The following is an 18970-nucleotide window of genomic DNA, read 5'->3' as shown; positions in this document are numbered from 1 at the left end:
CGCAGGCGCTCGACGAACGCGGCGTGCGTCGGGTCCGCCAGGCCGCGCTGGAGCGCGGCAAGGAGCGCAGCGGCATCGCCTGCCCACAGCGCCGCCGGGTCGAGCCACAAGCCGGGGAAGACGCGGCTGCGCAGCGTCCCGTCCGCTTCCGGCGGCAGCGGCGTGAACACCCCCTCGCGCAGTTCCCACCAATCAACGCGCTGCTCATACGTCTGCGCCACCAGGTACTCGCGCACGCCGACGCGCGCGTAGACGCGCTTTTTGTCGTGCAGGTCGTAAGCGGCGCTGCTGGCGGCGACTTCGACGATCAGGTCGGGCGGACCTTCGATGTAGTCGTCGCCGGTGACACGCGAGCGCCCGCCGTGGTGCGGCTCGAGGCGCAACAAGGCATCCGGCTGGTGTTCGTTCTCGAAGTCGAGCACAACCGTGGCATTGTCGCTCCCGTCCACGCCTGGCGTTGACGCGGTATAGACGCCAAGCCAGGTGACGAGGAGCAGATGGACTCTACCATGCTGGCGGTGACGAACTGGTGATGCCACGTAGACGACTCCATCGATCAATTCAGCCTTCTTGATGTCGGGGTGCAGCGCATAGCGCCGGGCGAACTCGACGCGCGTCAGGCGGTCGCCGGAGTGCAACGGCGGGCGCGCGGCGGGTGAATCGTGTGTGGCAGCGTGAGATGTTGTTTCCGACTCGACGCTCATAGCATGTTCTCCTGCACATAAAGTATAGATGGCTCGTGCAGGATGCGCAAATAATGCTCATCTTCCGAAGAAGACGACAATCAGCGTGACGGCGAAGAACCCTAGCGATACGGCGAACAATCCATACCAGCTACGGTAGCGGGATGGTGAGCAGGGGTAGGTGAGCGGACGGATGAACACCTGAATGTACGCCATGGTTGCCACGAACTGCGCCACGAACAACCCGATCTTTGTCAGCACCCAGGGCGTCCAGCCAGTGTAGAGTTGCGCTAGCGCGATGCCGGAGATCAGGACGCCGGCAAACACGACATCGACGAATTTGACTTCGTGCCGGATGTAGGCGCGCAGGAGTGCGACGTCAGTCGCCACATCACCTGTGTTCGTCGTCAGACGTGGCTCGAAGGTATGCACCACCAGCAGTGACGCAGCGACGGCGCCCATCCAGAGCGCAAAACAGGCCACGTGGATCAGGAGGAGAAACTGGTACATCTCGTCGACCTGCTGTTCTGAACCACGGAGACACAGAGGACACAGAGAATATCACTATCGTTTCGCTGCAAAGGGGTACAGCAAAGACCTCAAGGGTCAGGTGCGTTCAACCTTCAACCTTCCCACCTTCAACCTTCAACCTTCAAACCTCTCAGCCATTCCGTCAAATCGAGCAGCGCGTCGAGGTTGATCTCGTGCGCCATGGGGTATTCGCGGTAGGTGAGCGCCACGCCAAGTTGGCTCAGGAAGTCGCGGCTGGCGCGCCCGTGGGCGACTGAAACAACCTGGTCGCGTGTGCCGTGGATGACCAGGAACGGCTTATTGGTCAGTGCATTGCGGTCCGGCAATTCATCGATGATCGTCGAGGGCACAATCCCGCTCAATACCGCCGCGCCCGCCGTCAGATCGGGGCGCGTCAGCGCTGTCAGCGCCGCCATCGTTCCTCCCTGGCTGAACCCGGCGACGATGACCCGCGATGGATCGGCGTGGTATGCCCGGGTCGCCTGTTCAACGAACTGCGCCGTCACCTGTGCGGCGTGGCGCGCCTGAACATCATCGACGGCGATGGCGCCGTCTGGCGTGAACCCGATCTCGAACCAGGCATACATGCCGGGCATGAGCACGAGCGGTGCGCGCGTGCTGAGCACCAGAAATTGCGGATCAATGTAGGGTGTGAGACCGAACAGGTCCTCTTCGTTGCTGCCGTACCCGTGGAAGAGAACGAGCAGCGGCGGGCGCGGGTCGTTACCCGCTGCGGGGCGCACCAGATGATGGAGCGGCAGGTTACGCGGTTCCACGTTCATGGTCCTCCAGTGATTCGCCGCTGTACGCCGCGTTGCGACAGTCGGAACCAAAACTCAGCACAGCCAGTCCGATGACGCCGCCGAGGATGCAGGCGGCGGGCAGCCAGGACGCCGCCAGAACAGGCAGCGTCGCCAGGAGCACGCCGGTTTCGGCGGCGTGCAACAGTTGGACGCCAAGCGCAATCGCGCCGAAACAACTGACCTGCAACGGGCGCAGGCGCGGTCCCACAGCGCACGACGCCGTGCCGCGTCCCTGGCGCAGGCGCACCGCCACTCCGCCGAGCAGCGTCGTCAGCGCCAGCCATACCCCGCCGGCGCCGGGCGCCAGAGAAGTGTCAAGCCAGCCGATGACAAGCCATGCAGCCGACGCGCCAGCCGCAATCAGAGCGAAGAGGATGTTCCAGTCTGCGCGACTCATGCCATTGCTCCAGCATACCGGCGCCGGTCAGGACGCGCGATGAGCAACGGGTGACGAGCATCTGCCCGTAAGTTGCTCCGGCGTCTCTATTGTACTCGAAGTTGGAGCGTCGTTTTCGAGATGATTATCTCGCGCTGCGGCATGATACAATGAAAGGTGAGTGCTGTTCTTCGGGAAACGTATGATGATACCTTTCAAAACAATCGAGGCGATCAGTGATCGGATTGTGCAGGAGTTTGAGCCTGAATTGATTATTTTATTCGGTTCCTATGCTTATGGTCATCCTCAAGAGGACTCCGATGTCGATCTCCTTGTGGTGATGCGCCATGATGGAAACAACGTTTACAAGGCTATTGACATCCTGAACCGGGTCCAGCCACCCTTTCCCATCGATCTCCTGGTGCGCTCGCCGGAAGAGTTCTGGCAGCGTATTGCGCTCAACGATTCATTTCTGTGCGATATTCTTGCCAGAGGACGTATCTTATATGCATCCGCTCACAGCAGAGTGGATCAGTAAAGCCGAGGGTGACTTCGCCACTGCGCAACGCGAGTTGCGCGCACGCAGTTCCCCGAATTATGATGCCGCTTGTTTCCATGTGCAACAGTGTGCGGAGAAGTATCTCAAAGCGCGCCTTCAAGAAGCAGGACAGGTTATTCCGCGCACCCACGATCTCGTGGTGTTGTTGAACCTGCTGCTGCCTGTCGAGCCTGCCTGGACGCACCTGGCTTCCGATCTTCGGGCGTTTACAGTCTTCGGTGTAGCTTTCCGCTATCCGGGTTTCATCTGCCGACCGTACAATGGCGCGTGATGCAGTAAGGCGATGTGTTGCTGTACGAAAAGCGGTGCGCCAGTCATTTGGACTGTCGGTCTAACCTTTTCACATCGTGCGTATGCTATAATTGAGGTATGTCCTACAGCGATTTCAAACTGCCCGAACTGAAGCGTCGCTTCAACCTGATCCTGGAAGAAGACGCCGATCTCTTCAGCGCAGCGCCAGAAACGCCGGTCAGCGACTGGCTTCGGGCGACCTTGCATGAGACGCTCTCGGTCGCACTGGCGATCAATACCGAGAAGGGGCGCTCTGAATTGATCATTGCGCCCATCCTGGTGGAATTGCGCAAACAGACCGGGTACGCCATCAGCTTCTTTTCCGGCGTCGATTTTACCGTTGACCCGTCTCAGGGATTGAACGGCGTATGTGATTTTATTGTCTCACTGTTGCCGGAGCAGCTCTTCGTCAGTGCACCGGCGCTGATCATATTCGAGGCGAAGAATGAGGATATCAAGGGCGGCTTCTCGCAATGCATCGCAGCGATGATCGCAGCACAGCGCTTCAATGAGCGCGAAGGAAACGCTCTTCCGCTCATTCACGGCGCCGTTACTACCGGCACGAACTGGCGCTTCCTGCAATTGGATCAGAACGTCGTGTGCATTGATCGTCGCGAGTATTACGTCGATAATCTTCAGAAACTGCTTGGCATCCTGATGACGATAACCGGAAAACTGGCGGTTACCCCGACGCTTCCCTGACGGCGCGCCCCGGCAGCCAGATTGCCGCCAGGAACGCCAGTGCGCACGCTGCAACTGCAAAGAGAAACGTTTCTCCCACTACCTGCGCCGCCACGTCGATCAAGAACATCCGCGCCCGGTCGAAGTCTGCCAGCATCGCCGGGTCCGCAGCGCGTCGCAGCGCGTCCTGCCGTTGCACCCCCCACAATGTCAACGTCGAGACTCCAGCAGTCATGCCGATCAACCGCAGAATGATCACCAGCGCCGACGCCGCGCCGCGTCGTTCGGGTCCGGCAGCCGTGATGATCGCCGATGCCGTGGGCGCCAGCGCCAGACCGACGCCGCACCCCGCCAGCATCAGCCCGCCGACCATCGTCCAGTAATCGGTGTCCGATTGCCAGCGGCTCATCGCCAGGTATCCGGCGGTGGCCACTGCCAGCCCGATCAGCGCCGGAAGCCGTTCGCCGAACCGTCCCGCCAGGCGACCGCCGGGCCACGCCAGCAATGCCAGCGCCAGGGTCAGCGCCGACAATACCAATCCGGTTTCCCACGCGCCCCGGCGCAGGATGTCCGGGTCGGTCGGGTAGAGCAATCCCAGCCGTGTGTTGATGAACAGCGGAACGTTGGCGATCGCCAGCGCCAGCACAAACCCGATCAGGATGTTCATGATCGATGCTGCAACCGTTCCGCGTTGCCGGAACAGCACCAGGTCGAGCAGTGGATCGCGCGCCCGCCGCTCGACCCAGATGAACGCTGCCAGCACGACAAGCGACGCCAGCGTCAGCGGCAGCGCATAGGGCGGTGGTCCAGGACGCTCGCCATAGAAATCGGTCTGCCCCAACTCGGCGCCGGCGCCCATACCGATGTTGAACGCCGTCAGGCTGAGCGAAATCAGCACCGCGCCGCGCCAGTCGAACCTGCCCGTCGCGCGGATAATGACCACGCGCCGCAATGCCATCCAGGTCAGCGCCAGAGCGATGACGCCAAACGGCACATTGAGCCAGAACAGCAGTCGCCAGTCATCGAACAGCCGCATCAGCGCACCGCCGTACACGTGCCCAACCATCCACCCGGCGGTATCTACGGCGGCGATCACCCCGAGCGCCGCCGGGCGCCGCTCCGGCGGAAAGAGATCGCTCACCAGCGCCATCGAAATCGGCACCAGCGCCCCCGCGCCAAGCGCCTGCACCACCCGCCCCAGCACGACCTCCTCGAGCGCCGGCGCGACCGCAACCACAATCGAGCCGAGGGTAAAAATGGTCAGGCAGATCATGTAAGCGGCGCGTCGTCCATACAGGTCGGACAGGCGACCGGTAAAGGTCATGCTGATCGTATAGGCGAGCAGATAGCCGGTAATGATCCACGAGGCGCGATGCAGTTCGGTGTCGATTGAGACGCTCAGATCAACCATGATCTTCGGCAGCACCGCGGTGACAATCGTCAGATCGACGGCGCCGACGAAGACGGCGGTGCAGACTAGGGCAAGCGCCACCGATGGCTGCTGAAGCCACGCGGAGATACCGCGTTCTGCGGATGGCTGGGGTGGGCTGATGGTCGCCGGTTTCTGCTCAATCGTCAAGGAACACCTTCCTCGGGTTGATGCGAACGCCAGCACCCTTCATCACACAAAGACGCAGAGGCGCAAAGATGCCATCATCAACAGAGTTCATGCCCGCATTCTCTGTGCCTTTGCGCCTTTGTGAGCGCTTATAAAGACGCTGGCTCTAACACTCAATCGGCGCCCGCACATCGACCGGTTGATCGTAGGCGCTGAAAATCAGCGTCCAGGTAGTTGGCTCCTGGGCATCGGGCGCTTTGTCGACCAGCACGATCTTTGCCAGCCGTAACGTTTCCCGGTCTGCCCAGATGTCGGCAGCGACCGGAGTGGCGCCGATCAGCCCGCCGCTGATCTCTGCAAGGCGCGCGCCGGGAATCGTGCCGCGCAGATGGTAGGTCGAGCGACCATCCAGGTCTTCTTCACCAACGAGGGTGATGTTTTCGATGCCATCCTGGAGCAGACGTTCAATTCCTTTCTGCGCATCGAACAGAATAGCGGCATCGAATGCCTGTCCTGGCGCCAGACATTGCCAGGCGCGCGTCAGCGGGTTGGTGATGTACTGCTTCCCTGCCAGCGAGACGGTGCGCACCTCGCTGACGCCGGCTGCGCTGCGCAGTTTGAGCGTTGCCAATGCCCCGTCGGGTCGGCGGAGCGCGCCTTCGATGGAGGTAAGGATGAACACGCGCGATGGGTCGCTGTACACCGGTTGCCCTGTCACCGTAATCGAGAACGCCAGGCTTTGTGCTGCGCTCGTCGCCTGACCGGCGCGTGCGCTGATCTCGGCTGGCGTCGGCGTTGGCGTGGGGGTGACGGTCGGCGCGCCTGCGCCGCACCCTGCAAAGAAGAATGCCGCGACAACCATCAGCATCGTCGCGCGCAATGGTTGGAACATCTGTCGCCTCCCTGGAGCGTCTATTTTAGAGATGCCGTATCAGCAGCATCTCATCCTCGTTGGCGTATCCTAAGGTCTGGTAGAACGCCTGCGCTGCCGCATTGTCGCGCCCGGTGAGGATGCGCAGTTCTGTTGCGCCTGCTTCGCGCGCCAGTTGTTCGGCGCGCGCCACAAGCGCCGATGCCACGCCGCGCCGCCGGAACGCTTCAACCACGAACAACTCGGTCACTTCTGCATACATCACATTGTAACAGAGCCATGGTATCAGGCGCAGACACGCGAAGCCAATGGCTTGATCGTCATTGCAGGCAATCAATGCAGATTCGACGCCGCTGCACCGGGCAAGTTGCTCCGCCATGCACTCCGGGGACATCTGTACGCCGTTGAATGCGGCATTCAGTCGGGCAAGCGCCGGCGCATCGGCCGCTGTCGCAAGGCGAATTTCCATGGTATGCTCATCGTATCGTGGTTCAGCCGGTTGCATTATACCCGGTGTTCTCCATGCACGTTCTTGTTCTTGGCGCTGGCGCCGCCGGTCTTGCCGCCGCTCGACGACTGCACGCCGCAGGGGTGACGGTTCAGGTGGTCGAGGCGCGCCATCGGATCGGCGGCAGAATCTGGACCGATGAAACCTTCGCGCCGTTTCCTGTCGAATACGGCGCAGAGTTCATCCACGGCGAACATGCCGCAACTCATGCGCTTGCCGCTGCTGCGCGCATCGAAACCATCCCGATTGACCGGTATGGACGTTTGCGCTGGAGCGATGGCAGTCCGGCGTGTGCGCTCGATGCGCTGCCGGTTGCCCGGCGCACCCTGATCGCGGCGTTGTTTCAGGCATTCGACCGGTTGCGCGACATGTCGCTCGATGTGCCGGATCGGTCGCTGGCAGATTATCTGCGCAACGACGGGTTCGATGATGAGGCGCTGCACGTTGCGGACGTGTTGCTGGCGCAAACGTGCTGTGCGCCGGTCGAGACGTTGAGTTGCGCCGATCTGTCGCATGAATTGCGTGTTGATCATGCCGGGAAGCGGGAATATCGTCTGCGCCCGGGGTACGCGCCGCTGCTCGCATGGTACGCCGGCGGTCTCGACATTCGTTTCGGCGCGGCTGCGTGCGTGGTGCGCCGTGCCCCTGGCGGAGTTATGGTCGAAACCGATGCTGGCGTGTTTCACGCCGATTGTTGCATTGTGACGATCCCGGCGGCAGTGCTGCAACGCGGCGTACCACAGTTCGATCCGCCACTCAGCGCATCGAAGCAGTGGGCGATCCACGCGCTGCGCGTCGAAGCAGCGACCAAACTGCTCTACTGTTTCGATGAACCGATGTGGGATGCCGACCTAACCTTCATGGCGCATACTGGTCTTGCGGCGCGCTGGTGGCCAGCCGCACACGCGGCGCGTGATGCGGCCGTTATCATCGCCTATGCCACTGCGGAGCGCGCACGCACGCTCGATGCGCTCGACGAAGCGGAAGCGATTGCTATCGGCTTGCGCGAATTGCAAACGCTGCTGGGACGGGACGATCTGGCGCAGCGATGCGTTGCGGCGCGACGTGTCGCCTGGAGCGCCGACCCCTTTGCATATGGCGGATATGCGCACGTTCCGCCAGGTGCGGCTGTCGCGCGACGCCTCCTGGCGATGCCGGAGGGAGCGACGCTCTTCTTTGCCGGCGAAGCAACGGCGTATGACAGCAACCCGCAGACCGTGCATGGCGCCATCGAGAGCGGCTGGCGCGCTGCGGGCGAGGCGCTGGAGTCTTACTCCTCCTCGACGCAAATCTTCCGCTGAACAATTGCCGCAATCGTGCGGAACAGCAAGAGAACGATCAACGCTCCCAGCGCAATCAGGAGCGCATACGCCATCCCCTGGAACAGAGGCATGCTCGTTTTCGCCGCCATCAACACGGTTGCAATCGTGATTGCCGCCATCGGGAATGAATACGCCCACCACGACAGGTAGAAGGGAATGTTCACAAACTGACGGTATTGTGTAAGCAGCGTCAGAAAGATGAAGAGCGCAAAATAGTACAGAATCCTGGCAAATCCATCCAGTTCAAAACCGCTTACTTCATGTTCCATCAATCGGAGATAAGAAATGAATCCAATCGCCGGCGGTGCGATCATGATAAACAGCGTTGGCGTAAGGCGCTCAGGGAGCGGATTGTGGAAGATGATACGATACAGGAAAAGGATAAACAGCGCCAGCCAGAAGATCAGACCAATACTGAAGAAAAACCAGGATATCTCGATCGAAGCGTGCTCAATACCTGAAATCGGCACAATGATATTGCCAACCATCGGGATGAACCAGGCAGGATTGATATGCTGAATCTGGAGCGTTGTTCGCTGCATCCAGGCGGATAGAATTGCAATCGTGAGCGCCAGATGTCCGATGGCGCCGATCATCCAGAAGGCGCGCGAAACGTCGCTGTTCAGCCGCATGAACGCAATGCTGAACAATAGCAGGCTGATCGAAATCGTCGGGAAGAAATTGATCTTGATCGGATGGGCGAATTCCCGCTTGACCGCATCGGGGTAGCGTGCCGCCTTCAGCGCATACAGTGTTGCAATCGCCAGAAAGACCGCCAGTGACGCAACGAGCAGGACGCCGCTGATGGCGAACGGAAGCGCCAGCAAGCGTTCCGCACGCTGCGCCGCAATCGTCGTTCCCGTCAGACCGAGCACTGCGGCAAAGAATGAGATGGGGAAAAACTGCAAACGTGGGCGTGCTGCGGCCCGGCTCTGATCGCCCGTCGAAACCTGGATCGATGGTTGCTCCATCATACGCTCACTCCTGGCATATCCGGCACATTGAGATCGTCTATATGATGCAGCGCAGGCGCGCCGGGTTACAGGATTATGTGCAAACGGGCAGGCGCTGCGATCTGAAGCCCTTGCTCAGGGTTGAGGGCAGTGCGCCGCCCTGCCCGCACTCACGCCCGGCGGGGCTGCCACTTGTCTGACTGAACGCCACTTGGTATAGGCGCCTTTGCGCCACTGCGCCTTCGCGTTACAGTCACAACGCCAGGACGCCGGGACACGAAGCATTATGTGCGCGGTCATTCGGACAATAATGGTTTCTGAGAAAATTATCCGATATCGCCCGGTTAAGCCTGCGCAGGCGGGCGTTGCACCCGTAGCCTGCGGCTTCAGCCGCCGGGCGGGCGAGTGGATCGCTGATACCAGGGCGCAGTCATGCGTCCACGATACGCCTGCCGGTGTGCGTTGACCGTTACGCCTTGCGAACCGGGCGCTCGAACATCTTGTCTGACTGACCGCCATGTGGTATGAGATGCGCAGCGGGTACGTCATGGTGTGTCCATTTGTGACCTTCGTGGTTACTGCACACCGGCTGAACCACCAAGGACACGAAGCGCATGAAGGGGAAGAACCATGAAGCGCATTTCCTGTGTGCCCCTTTGTGACTGCGTAACGCGGAATGTATTCCGCCCGTCTGCCGATAATGAAGCACATTTCCTTCGTGTCCCTTTGTGACCTTCGTGGTTGCTTGTTGCAGTGAAGTCATGCTTCGGCGATCTCCTACTCTGTGCCGATGAGGCTGACCATGTCCCCCGGTTGCAGACGGGTGGCGCCATCAACCAGCGTCATCTGACCGTTGCGCAGCGTTCTGCCAAAGATCACCCGCCATTGCTTGGCGCGCAGCAGTTCATCGACGGTCAGCAGACCGATCTCCGGGCGTGTGATGCGCACCGTGCGATTGACCAATTTCTGCCCCACCGCGCCAAGGTCGCGCAGGCTTTGCGCTTCGCTGGTATAATCCACACGCCAGATGCGCTGAAGCGTGGCGATCGTCACAATCATACCGATCACGCCGACCGGGTAGGCAATCGAATACCCGATCACCGGGTCGGTCAGCAATTGATCGCGGGTAGTGGCGGGCGCAATGGTTTTGATCTGTTCCAGCACGGCTGCCAGCGCCGGGGTGTTGGTCAGGCTTCCGGCAAACAGCCCAGCAGCAAGAGTTGGACGCAAGCCGAAGGCGTACTGCACTCCGGCGACGGCCAGCGCTGCGACGATCAGCATGCCGACGATCAGCAGATTATCCCGCAATCCTTTGCGCTGAAACGATGCAAAGAATCCGGCGCCGCTGCTCAGCCCAATGGTATAGACGAAGACCACCAGTCCGAGGGTATAGACGACCTCCGGCAACTTGAGGTCTGGATCGAGTGCGCCGATCGCCAGCCCGGCAAACAACACGGCAGCGACGCCAAGACTGTGTCCGAACAGGCGGATGCGACCAAGCGGATAGCCGATCGCGGCCACGATGAAGAGGAGCAGGAGCGCATTGCTCTTGAGCAGTTCGACGAACCACGTCATGGTTTGCACCTTGCACAAAAAGAGCGCCGTCCGCTTGTGCGGCGGCGCACACGCATATCCCGACGAAAGCCGCGCCGATTATACGCCGCTTGTCGATTCGGGACAAATAGAGAAGGAATGCATATGCCAGAACCGTCACCAGGGTGGGAGGGAACCATTCTGGCGTTTGTGGCGATTGCGACGGTGTTGATCGGAAGCGCCTACAGCATCGCGCTTGTGTATGAAACACCGGTGCCGTGGGCGGTACTCCTGGTGATCGCCGCGATTGCAGCGCTCTGGCTGCGGCGCCGGAGACGGAAGAGGTAGCGGCGTTTATGGGGTGCGCGCGCCAATTGCGTTAGCAGCAATGGGGAGCAAGTTTCGTGCAAGATTGACGAAATCTTCGATCAGAAACGGCTTGGCGATATAATCATTAATACCGGCTTCGCGCGCCTGCCGCTGCAATTGTGGGGTGTCATATGCGGTGAAGAGCACCGTAGGCGTATCAGGCTTGCGCTGCCGGATTGAGGTGAGCAATGACAATCCGTTCATACCACGCAGGTTGTAATCGCTCATCACAAGATCATAGGCATGCTGTTCGAACAGGTCGAGCGCTTCTTCGGCGGAATAGGCGGTATCGAGCAGGTAGGGCGCGCCAAGAGTGCGCATTCCAAGCGCAATGACGCTGGCAATCATGCTATCGTCCTCAATGAGCAGAATGCGAAATGGTTTTCCGCCGCTCATAACACGCCCTTTTTGTTCAGAACGGCAGTGTGGCGGTTTTCCCCGGCACGCCTGGAGTCTGCACGTTTCCCGGTTCGATGTCTGGCAGGAGTTCCTGAGATAGCCATCCTATCGATGCTATAGTACCATGCCAGTCGTTAAATTCAAGTGACGATATTCGCGTATGTCATCGTATTTTTCTCATCCCGCCATCGATCCCGTTGATCTTGAGGTCTTTCACAACCGGTGCGCTGCGATTGCCGAAGAGATGGGCGCTGCGCTTGGGCGGAGTGCGCTTTCGGCGAATATCAAGGAGCGACGCGATTTTTCCTGCGCCGTCTTCGATGCGCAGGGCCGGATGGTTGCGCAGGCGGCGCACATTCCAGTGCATCTAGGCGCCATGCCGCGTTCGGTCGAAGCGGCGCTGGCGCAGTTCGTCCTTGCGCCGGGTGATGTCGTCGTGCTCAACGATCCCTACCTCGGCGGCACTCATCTTCCTGACATCACCACCGTCGCTCCCGTGTATGCCGGGGCAACGCTGATTGGCTACACCGCGACTCGCGCGCACCATGCCGATGTCGGCGGCATGACCCCTGGTTCAATGCCGATGAGCCGTGAGGTGTATCAGGAGGGATTGATCATCCCGCCAACCCTCCTCGCACGCGGCGGTGTTCCCGATGAGGCGGTCATCGGGGTGATCTGCCGCAACTCACGCACCCCCGATGAGCGTCGCGGCGATCTGGCCGCCCAACTCGCCTGTCATCGCGTCGGTGCGCAACGCCTGGCGGAACTGGCGGAACGCCATGGATCGGATTGGGTGGCGCGCCATATGGATGCGCTCCTGGCGTATGGCGAACGCCATATGCGCGCAGTGATCGCCGCAATACCGGACGGCGCCTATGCCTTCGAAGACATGCTGGACAATGATGGCGTCGCCTCTGACCCGCTGATGATCTGTGTGCGGATCGACATCCGCGGTGATCACGCCATCGTAGATTTTGAGGGAACAGCGCTGCAGTGTCGCGGACCGCTCAATGCCCCGCGTGCAGTGACCGAATCGGCGGTGCTTTACTGTTTCCGCTGTCTCGGTCCGCCTGATATGCCATCGTCTGCTGGCGCGTTTGCGCCGCTCGATATTCGCGTTCCCGAGGGGAGCATTCTGGCGCCGCGTCCTCCTGCTGCCGTGGCTGGCGGGAATGTCGAAACGGCGCAGCGTGTCGTTGATGTTGTGTTTGGGGCGCTGGCACAGGCGTTTCCCGACCGCATTCCCGCTGCATCGGCAGGGACGATGAACAACTGGACGTTTGGCGGGGTTGAGTCTGAGGGCGCACCGTTCGCCTACTACGAAACGCTTGGCGGCGGGATGGGCGCTCGTCCGGCGCTGCCGGGTCTTGGCGGTGTGCAGGTGCATATGACCAACACCCTCAATACGCCGGTTGAGGCGCTGGAGCGACAGTTCCCGCTGGTAGTGCGTCGCTACGGGTTGCGCCGTGGTTCGGGCGGAGCCGGGCGCGTGCGCGGCGGCGATGGCCTGGTGCGCGAGATTGAATTCCGCGCACCGGTCACTGTCAGCCTGTTGACCGAACGCCGGGTGTATGCTCCCTACGGGTTGCATGGCGGCGCTCCCGGCTTGCGGGGACGCAACGTTCTGTTGCGCGACGGCGAGGAGCGCACGCTTCCCGGCAAGACCACTATCGACCTGCAACCCGGCGACATCCTGCGCATCGAAACGCCCGGCGGCGGCGGCTTCGGCGCCTAGGAGCACGGATAGAACACAGATACACACGGATCAAGACGGATTCTCACGGATTGGGTTCTCAGTTCTCGCTTCTCGGTTCTGAGTTCTCGGTTCTCGGTTCTCACGGCGACCAGACATACAGGTAAAACGCCATCGTACTATATGGGTTGCGCCACTCGCGTATGAGCTTGAGTTCGGGAAAGCGCCGCTCAATGTCGAAGGCGACGACTTCCTGGGCGTCGAGGGTCACAAAGATGGGGTGACGCTGCGATGGCGTCAATCATGGCACGGGCGTCGGGTGACGAAAAATCAATATCAGTAAAGGAAATACGCCGTTCGTTGCGGAGGTAGATTTTCGGACCAACGTGGACAACTCGCTCATGGATGGAGCTGACAATCACAATGCCGCCCTTTTCTGAAGCTATGGCACTGAGGGTAGTGTAGACATCCGGCAGATGGTATCCTGCTGACCAGGACTCGATGTACTGTCGTCGATCAACCGCGCTCAACCAGGCGTCTGCGGGTTCTCTGGCATAGTGACTATTGAAAACAAGACCCCAAAGCATAGAAATTGCCAGGACGATGATTCCTGCGCCGCGCACAATGTAGGGAAAATGAGAGATCTGGCTTGTACCGAGACCGGCGGCGAATAACAGCATTGGCCACACCGGCAGGATGTAGCGAGGATAGAGTGCGCTTCCGATCACAGCCAGCGCCAGGCAGAAGAGACCGGCAGCAGCAGCGAGGATCAGGCTCAGACGACGCATGCGTGGCAGACTCAACCCAAATCCGATCAGGACAAGCCCCGGTAACGGGAGAGTGATTGCTGTCCATTCGCCGATCTGAAGAATGTTTCCTGTCAGGCGCTCGATCTGGAGCGCCAGATTGGTAGCGCCGATTTTCTGGCTTTCAGCGCCGCCATAGTTGAATGGGGCAAATGCGGCAATTCCGAGCAGGGTTATGATCAGGGCGGTGCGCAGCAGCGCCCATCGTGAATGGGGGTAATCCGGCGTCACCGGTCGAATCAGGATAATCAGTGCGGGGAGCGCGAAAAGAAACAGACCGGGCAGTTTGACCAGTGCAGTAAGCGCTGCCAGTGCGCCCACGCTTGCTGCTTGCCAGCGATTCGGTTGGACTGTCATTGTCATCCTGAGACTGGCTGCCAGGAGGAAACTCGCCATGCTGCCCAGCATTGCGTCGGGAATAGCGAGACGATCATGGATAATCGCCAGAGGTGAGAGGATATACAGCAAACCGGCAATGACACCGGCTGTGGGATTGGCGATAACCCTCCCGCTGAGCCACAGTCCAACTACAGTAAGCCAGCCGCACAGCACCGACAGGAGCCGCCCGGTGAGCAGCGGGTCCCACGGAAGGCGGGCGAGGGCGGCCAGAAACAGTTCGTGAATAAGTTTACCATCGTGAATGGTAAATTGGAGTTGAGCCGGAAATTGTTGGGCACGATACAGATAGATTGCCTCGTCGTTGAACAATGGCAGCGTCATCAATCCCGGCAGACGTGTTGTGAGGAAGACCATGCAGAGCAGGAGTAACACCAGTCGTTCGTTGCGGATGATGCGGTCTGTTTCCATGTCGCCGTCGTCTCTGTTTCAGTGGCTTTCACTGGTCTGTTTCTTCGCCTATTGCGCGGTCTTTCCCGGTTCGACCATGACCGTTGCGCTTGACGCTGTGCCGTCCTGGGGCCTTTGGATGGGCGCCGCAATGCTGATCGTGCAGGGTCTGGCGGTCATCTTTTGGGCGCTGGGCATGTACGGCGCGCGCGGCGGTTTTGCTGTGGCGCTGGCGGCAGTGCTGGCGTGGGCGGTCGAGCATCTTGGCGAAACCACCGGCTGGCCATTCGGTCGCTATCAGTATACCGAGATGTTACAGCCGCAGATACTGGGGATCGTGCCGGTTCCGATCACCCTTGCCTGGTTGATGGCCGGGTTCGGGTCGTGGCAACTGGCGCGCCTGGCGCTTGGTAGTCGCGGCGGGCGCGTCGGTCGCGCAGCGCTTACCGGTGTGCTGATCGTTGTGCTCGATCTGCAGATCGAGACGGTCGCTACCTTTATCAATTCGTACTGGACGTGGATCGACACCGGTCCGTATTACCAGGTGCCGCCGCAAAACTTCGTTGGCTGGTGGGGCGTTGGATTTCTTATGGCGCTGATCGTCACGAGCCTTCTGCCGCCTGACGCGGGCGGCGAGCCGGTCGCTGCGCCGGCGTCAGCGAATTCATCGCGCTGGATGAACCTCCTGCCCTTTATCTGGCAGCGAGTTCCTGCACTGCTCTACATTCTGAGCAGCATCTTCTTCACTGCCGCGAACCTGGCGCGCGGCTATCCGCTGGCGGGTCTGGTCGGCGTGATCTTCCTGGCAGTCGCTGCATGGATTGGCGCCACACTGCGACCACGTCCGCCCAGAGGCGGCTAATGTCGCGCTTTCCACGCAGCAGAACGCGGTACGCCTCCAACCGCTCTTCGTTGACCTCGTCGCGCAGGGCGTCGACCGCTGCTGTCAGGCGCGCCTGCACGTCGGCGACAATCGCTTCTTCTGGCGCTGTCAGATCACTGGTGTGCGGCGGTCCGACGCGGATGAATGCTTCGGGCCGCTGCTCGCCGCGAAATTCGTAGCGCAGCGCAACGGGCCAGAAGAGTACATCGCCTGCCTGCTTCGCAATGCGCGCAACGCCGGGGTAGACCTTTAATGGCCGGCGGTCGTTGGGAACGATGCGCCCCTGCGGCAGAATCCAGAGCATACGGTCACGCCGTTCGCGCAGCAGACGACTGATGTAGGCAATCGAGCGCTCTGCCTCGCCAGGGCGACGCCGGTCAACTGAGAAGGCGCCGCACCAGGTGAAGAATCGGTAGATGCGCAACTGCTTCTCTTCCATCATAATGTAACTCTGGAACCGCTCGTTGAGCACGATTTTGTCCAGCAGAAACGCCATGTATCCGTCCCACCAGCCAGGGTGGTTCATGTAGACAATGACCGGACCTTCAGACGGGTGGGGTACAGGTCCCGCGATGTGCAACCAGACCCGATCAAACATCGAACGGCAGGCGGGCAACACCAGCGTGCGGTAGATCAGTTCCTTGCCTAATGCATTGCGATGCGCAGGGATCGTCGGTTGGGCGTCCTGCTGAAGCGTTGGCGGTGTGGTTTGGATGCTGGTCATACCCGATAGTGCGGAGAGCGCGGTTGGACAATTATGCTTCGCCTGTCACAATCTAACTATACCACGTTCCGGCGATCTCCCCCGTCACCTTGCACTCAGGCGCACCCATCCGCGTCGGATGGCGATTTCCAGGGGCCAGAGCAGGGCAGCCAGACCGATCAGCCAGGGCCACAGTTCGGTGTCGGGCAGCCGTTCGGTGCTACGGACGGCGCTGCCCGGCGCGATGATCGGACCTCCGCGCAGGGCGCTGCCGCCGGTGATCGCGCTGATATTGTTCATCAACCGCGCACCGGTTTGCGGATCGGCGGGCGGGAGGTATTCGTCCGAGTAGCGCTGCACGTAGCCCGCCTGCGCTGCGCGCACCTCACTCCCTTTTTGCTGGCGCACCTCAATGGCATACGGTCCATCGGTCGGCAGAATCAGCGCCTGCTCATAGCGCCCCGGCGCCGTCTGCCGCAGGGTGATGAGACGTGAAGAACCATCGGGCAGCACAATCGTCGCCTGGGTGTCCGCCAGATCGAGCGGTCGCCCGCCTGGCGCGATCGAATCGGCCACGATGCGCACGCCGTCGCCGTCGCGGACGACGCGCACCTGGAGCGGTCCACTGTCCGGTTCGGGGAGGGTGTAGCGGATCAACTGCGCCCAGAAGCGACTATACTCGGGCCAGTTCGACCAGTCGGCAGCCCATGGCGCTTCTGCTCCCGGCGTCCAGGCGGCAGCGCGCCCCAACCCGTACTGCCAGACCGCCAGCACCGGATCGCCATCGGGTGAACGCAGCACCAGATCGGCGCCGGGTTTCAGCGTTGTGGCGACATACCCCTTCAATCCGGGTATCTGCGCTGGCGCGAAGTCGCGCAGCATGGGGTGCGGCGCGGTTTGCTCGGCACGAAAATCCCCCTCGACCTGCGGTTCGGTGCGCACGATTTCACTTTCGAGCAGCGTCAGGCGGGGAATGTCGTTCGGTTCGGCGGCGAAGTAGTAGCGTCCGGCGCCCCAGCGCGCCAGCACTTGCAGCAGGTCGATGTCCGCGTCTGTTCCGATAGCGATGGTCGAGAGGGTGATGTTCTGGCTGCGCGCTTCGGTGATCAGCGCCTGATACGCCTGCCGGTCGTCGGTGAAGGAACGACCGTCGGTGAGCAGCACGGCGTGCCGCACCCGTCCGGGCTGGCGCGCCAGTTCCGGCAACCCTGTTTGCAGCGCGTTGTAGATGTCGGTGCCGCCGCCGAGGGGCAAGGTGCTGATCCGGCGCTGGACGTCCGCCAGGCTCAACCCGACGCCGATCGGCTGGAAATCGACCACCCAGCGCGTCGATACGTCGAACGCCAGCACGCCAATCCGATCCTCGGGACGCAACGACTCGGTCGCTATGATGGCGGCTTCTTTCGCCATGGTGAATTTGGAAAGGCCGGTTTCCGGTCCCATGCTGGCGGACTGATCGATGATCAGGAGTAGTGTCGTGTCGGAACGTTCCGGGCGTGGCGGCGGGATCATGGTCACTGGCAGGGCTTCTTCGAGCGGCGTATCCTTGTATGCGCCGAGGGTGAAGCTGGATCGCCCGCCGATGGCGAGCAATCCGCGCCCTTCGCTGCGCACAAACTCGCGCAGCGTCGCCATCTGGTCGAGGGTCAGTGAACTGGCAGGCACGTCGATCAGCACGATCCCATCGTACAATCCCAGCGCCGAGATCTGGGCAGGCAGCGATGCGGCATCCGCCACATCAGCCATAACACCTGCTTCGCGCAGTGCGCTGCGCAATGGCGCACTGCTGGCGTTATCCGGTCCTTCCACCAGCAGAACACGCGGCATCGGCGCCACCAGCACCGTCGCGCCCACGACATTGTTGCGCTCCAGTGTGTCGGGTTGCCCGGTCAGCGTCGCCTGCATCCGCAGAATGCCGGGGCGTCCGGCGCGACCGGTGTAGGAGAAGGTGTTCGCGCCCGGCGCCAGGCGTATCTGCCGTGCCAGGACGCGCTCATTGCCGACGGTCAGTTCGAGTTGGGCATTGGCGGCGACAGTGCTGAACATCACGATTTGGGCGGTAAACTCTTCGCCTTCACGCAGTGTGGCGGGCGTTTCGATAGCAGCAATCCAGAACTCCGGTCGTGCCGGCGCCTGGTAATATTCGGTATCGACCGGAATGCCTGCCAGTGCGAGCGCCCGCGCTTCGGCAAGCGCATCGCCGCGCGTCTGGAGACCATCCGAAAGGAGCGCCACCCGTCCGCCGCCGGCGCCGATCAAGCCGCGCGCAGCGCGCAACGCAGCGGCAATATCGGTCTGATCGCCGGGAGGAGCGCTCTGTTCGGCGGCTGCCGTTGTTCCAAACGTGATAATCTGCGTCGGACTACCGCTGCTCGCGGCAAGCGCCGCAGCGCGCGCGCGCAATGCCGCCTTGCCCTCGTCGGTCAGGCTGTCCGATTGATCGACCAGCAGCACCATGAGCGGCGCTGATGCGCTTTCGATTCGCCCCTGAAGAACAACCGGATTGGCGAGCGCGCCGATAATGAGCGTCACAATGATCACCCGCAGCGCGAGCGCCGCTGCGGGCAGGCGACCGCGCTGCCACAGCCATCCGCCGATGATCAGCGGTATGAGCGTCAGGAGCAGCAGAAACTGCGGGTTACGAAGAATCATGCGAACACTT

Annotated in this window: 20 protein-coding genes; 7 read left to right on the top strand and 13 right to left on the bottom strand. The window is 61.2% G+C overall.

Annotated features, from left to right (window positions below):
- From AC3EA7_RS08205 to AC3EA7_RS08190, 4 genes are all read right to left on the bottom strand, one after another.
- On the bottom strand, nucleotides 1-704 hold a 704-nt coding region (locus AC3EA7_RS08205; protein ID WP_488613556.1), incomplete at its 3' end, for a Uma2 family endonuclease.
- Between the two features lie 57 nt (nucleotides 705-761).
- Entirely contained in the window at nucleotides 762-1193 is a 432-nt protein-coding gene (locus tag AC3EA7_RS08200; protein WP_488613555.1) for a hypothetical protein, read from the bottom strand.
- 128 nt (nucleotides 1194-1321) lie between these two features.
- On the bottom strand, nucleotides 1322-1996 hold the full coding sequence (locus AC3EA7_RS08195; protein WP_488613554.1) for an alpha/beta hydrolase: 675 nt from the start codon (nucleotides 1994-1996) through the stop codon (nucleotides 1322-1324).
- Nucleotides 1977-2414, bottom strand: a complete 438-nt coding sequence (locus AC3EA7_RS08190) for a hypothetical protein (protein ID WP_488613553.1) — start codon at nucleotides 2412-2414, stop codon at nucleotides 1977-1979. Before AC3EA7_RS08190 ends, AC3EA7_RS08195 begins: the two co-directional genes overlap by 20 nt.
- Nucleotides 2415-2595: 181 nt before the next feature.
- Between AC3EA7_RS08190 and AC3EA7_RS08185 the strand changes: the two genes are divergently transcribed.
- The 3 genes from AC3EA7_RS08185 to AC3EA7_RS08175 all read left to right on the top strand — a co-directional run bounded on the left by AC3EA7_RS08185 (nucleotide 2596) and on the right by AC3EA7_RS08175 (nucleotide 3945).
- Nucleotides 2596-2931 carry a nucleotidyltransferase domain-containing protein gene (locus tag AC3EA7_RS08185; RefSeq protein ID WP_488613552.1) on the top strand — a complete coding sequence of 112 codons (336 nt, stop codon included), beginning with the start codon at nucleotides 2596-2598 and terminating at the stop codon, nucleotides 2929-2931.
- Nucleotides 2900-3223, top strand: a complete 324-nt coding sequence (locus tag AC3EA7_RS08180) for a HEPN domain-containing protein (RefSeq protein ID WP_488613551.1) — start codon at nucleotides 2900-2902, stop codon at nucleotides 3221-3223. Before AC3EA7_RS08185 ends, AC3EA7_RS08180 begins: the two co-directional genes overlap by 32 nt.
- A gap of 98 nt (nucleotides 3224-3321) precedes the next feature.
- Nucleotides 3322-3945 (top strand): hypothetical protein, encoded by a 624-nt coding sequence (locus tag AC3EA7_RS08175; protein WP_488613550.1) that lies wholly within the window; start codon nucleotides 3322-3324, stop codon nucleotides 3943-3945.
- Here the strand turns inward: AC3EA7_RS08175 and AC3EA7_RS08170 are convergent.
- The 3 genes from AC3EA7_RS08170 to AC3EA7_RS08160 form a co-directional block, all read right to left on the bottom strand.
- Complete coding sequence (locus tag AC3EA7_RS08170) at nucleotides 3926-5503, bottom strand: MFS transporter (RefSeq protein ID WP_488613549.1); 1578 nt, start codon at nucleotides 5501-5503, stop codon at nucleotides 3926-3928. The genes AC3EA7_RS08175 and AC3EA7_RS08170 overlap by 20 nt on opposite strands.
- A 145-nt stretch (nucleotides 5504-5648) precedes the next feature.
- Complete coding sequence (locus AC3EA7_RS08165; RefSeq protein ID WP_488613548.1) at nucleotides 5649-6374, bottom strand: LppX_LprAFG lipoprotein; 726 nt, start codon at nucleotides 6372-6374, stop codon at nucleotides 5649-5651.
- Nucleotides 6375-6399: 25 nt separating this feature from the next.
- Entirely contained in the window at nucleotides 6400-6822 is a 423-nt protein-coding gene (locus AC3EA7_RS08160) for a GNAT family N-acetyltransferase (RefSeq protein ID WP_488613547.1), read from the bottom strand.
- A gap of 53 nt (nucleotides 6823-6875) precedes the next feature.
- Between AC3EA7_RS08160 and AC3EA7_RS08155 the strand changes: the two genes are divergently transcribed.
- On the top strand, nucleotides 6876-8162 hold the full coding sequence (locus tag AC3EA7_RS08155) for a flavin monoamine oxidase family protein (protein WP_488613546.1): 1287 nt from the start codon (nucleotides 6876-6878) through the stop codon (nucleotides 8160-8162).
- Here the strand turns inward: AC3EA7_RS08155 and AC3EA7_RS08150 are convergent.
- Nucleotides 8132-9157: an SLAC1 anion channel family protein gene (locus tag AC3EA7_RS08150; RefSeq protein ID WP_488613545.1), complete on the bottom strand. Its 1026-nt coding sequence runs from the start codon at nucleotides 9155-9157 to the stop codon at nucleotides 8132-8134. The two genes, AC3EA7_RS08155 and AC3EA7_RS08150, sit on opposite strands and share 31 nt — an antisense overlap.
- A 756-nt stretch (nucleotides 9158-9913) precedes the next feature.
- The gene (locus AC3EA7_RS08145) at nucleotides 9914-10711 is read right to left on the bottom strand and encodes an aspartate-alanine antiporter-like transporter (protein ID WP_488613544.1); all 798 of its coding nucleotides are present in this window, start codon (nucleotides 10709-10711) and stop codon (nucleotides 9914-9916) included.
- A 123-nt stretch (nucleotides 10712-10834) separates the two neighbouring features.
- On the opposite strand from AC3EA7_RS08145, the gene AC3EA7_RS08140 reads away from it, so the two are divergent.
- Complete coding sequence (locus tag AC3EA7_RS08140) at nucleotides 10835-11017, top strand: hypothetical protein (protein WP_488613543.1); 183 nt, start codon at nucleotides 10835-10837, stop codon at nucleotides 11015-11017.
- Nucleotides 11018-11023: 6 nt separating this feature from the next.
- Here the strand turns inward: AC3EA7_RS08140 and AC3EA7_RS08135 are convergent, their stop codons facing one another.
- Nucleotides 11024-11434: a response regulator gene (locus AC3EA7_RS08135; RefSeq protein ID WP_488613542.1), complete on the bottom strand. Its 411-nt coding sequence runs from the start codon at nucleotides 11432-11434 to the stop codon at nucleotides 11024-11026.
- 163 nt (nucleotides 11435-11597) lie between these two features.
- On the opposite strand from AC3EA7_RS08135, the gene AC3EA7_RS08130 reads away from it, so the two are divergent.
- Nucleotides 11598-13172 (top strand): hydantoinase B/oxoprolinase family protein, encoded by a 1575-nt coding sequence (locus AC3EA7_RS08130; RefSeq protein ID WP_488613541.1) that lies wholly within the window; start codon nucleotides 11598-11600, stop codon nucleotides 13170-13172.
- 188 nt (nucleotides 13173-13360) lie between these two features.
- On the opposite strand, the gene AC3EA7_RS08125 is transcribed toward AC3EA7_RS08130, so the two are convergent.
- Nucleotides 13361-14743, bottom strand: coding sequence for an ArnT family glycosyltransferase (locus tag AC3EA7_RS08125; protein ID WP_488613540.1), 1383 nt, complete (start codon nucleotides 14741-14743; stop codon nucleotides 13361-13363).
- Here AC3EA7_RS08125 and AC3EA7_RS08120 point away from each other — a divergent pair.
- Nucleotides 14742-15584 (top strand): carotenoid biosynthesis protein, encoded by an 843-nt coding sequence (locus tag AC3EA7_RS08120; protein ID WP_488613539.1) that lies wholly within the window; start codon nucleotides 14742-14744, stop codon nucleotides 15582-15584. The genes AC3EA7_RS08125 and AC3EA7_RS08120 overlap by 2 nt on opposite strands.
- Here AC3EA7_RS08120 and AC3EA7_RS08115 read toward each other — a convergent pair.
- Both AC3EA7_RS08115 and AC3EA7_RS08110 read right to left on the bottom strand, forming a co-directional pair.
- A complete protein-coding gene (locus AC3EA7_RS08115; protein WP_488613538.1) occupies nucleotides 15466-16329 on the bottom strand; it encodes a lysophospholipid acyltransferase family protein in 864 nt (287 codons plus the stop codon). The genes AC3EA7_RS08120 and AC3EA7_RS08115 overlap by 119 nt on opposite strands.
- An 84-nt stretch (nucleotides 16330-16413) precedes the next feature.
- Nucleotides 16414-18960, bottom strand: a complete 2547-nt coding sequence (locus tag AC3EA7_RS08110) for a VWA domain-containing protein (protein WP_488613537.1) — start codon at nucleotides 18958-18960, stop codon at nucleotides 16414-16416.
- Nucleotides 18961-18970: the final 10 nt, after the last annotated feature.

It is taken from the genome of Roseiflexus sp. (assembly GCF_057785375.1).
The sequence above is the reverse complement of the archived record's forward strand: the minus strand, read 5'-3'. Positions and strand labels throughout refer to the sequence as shown.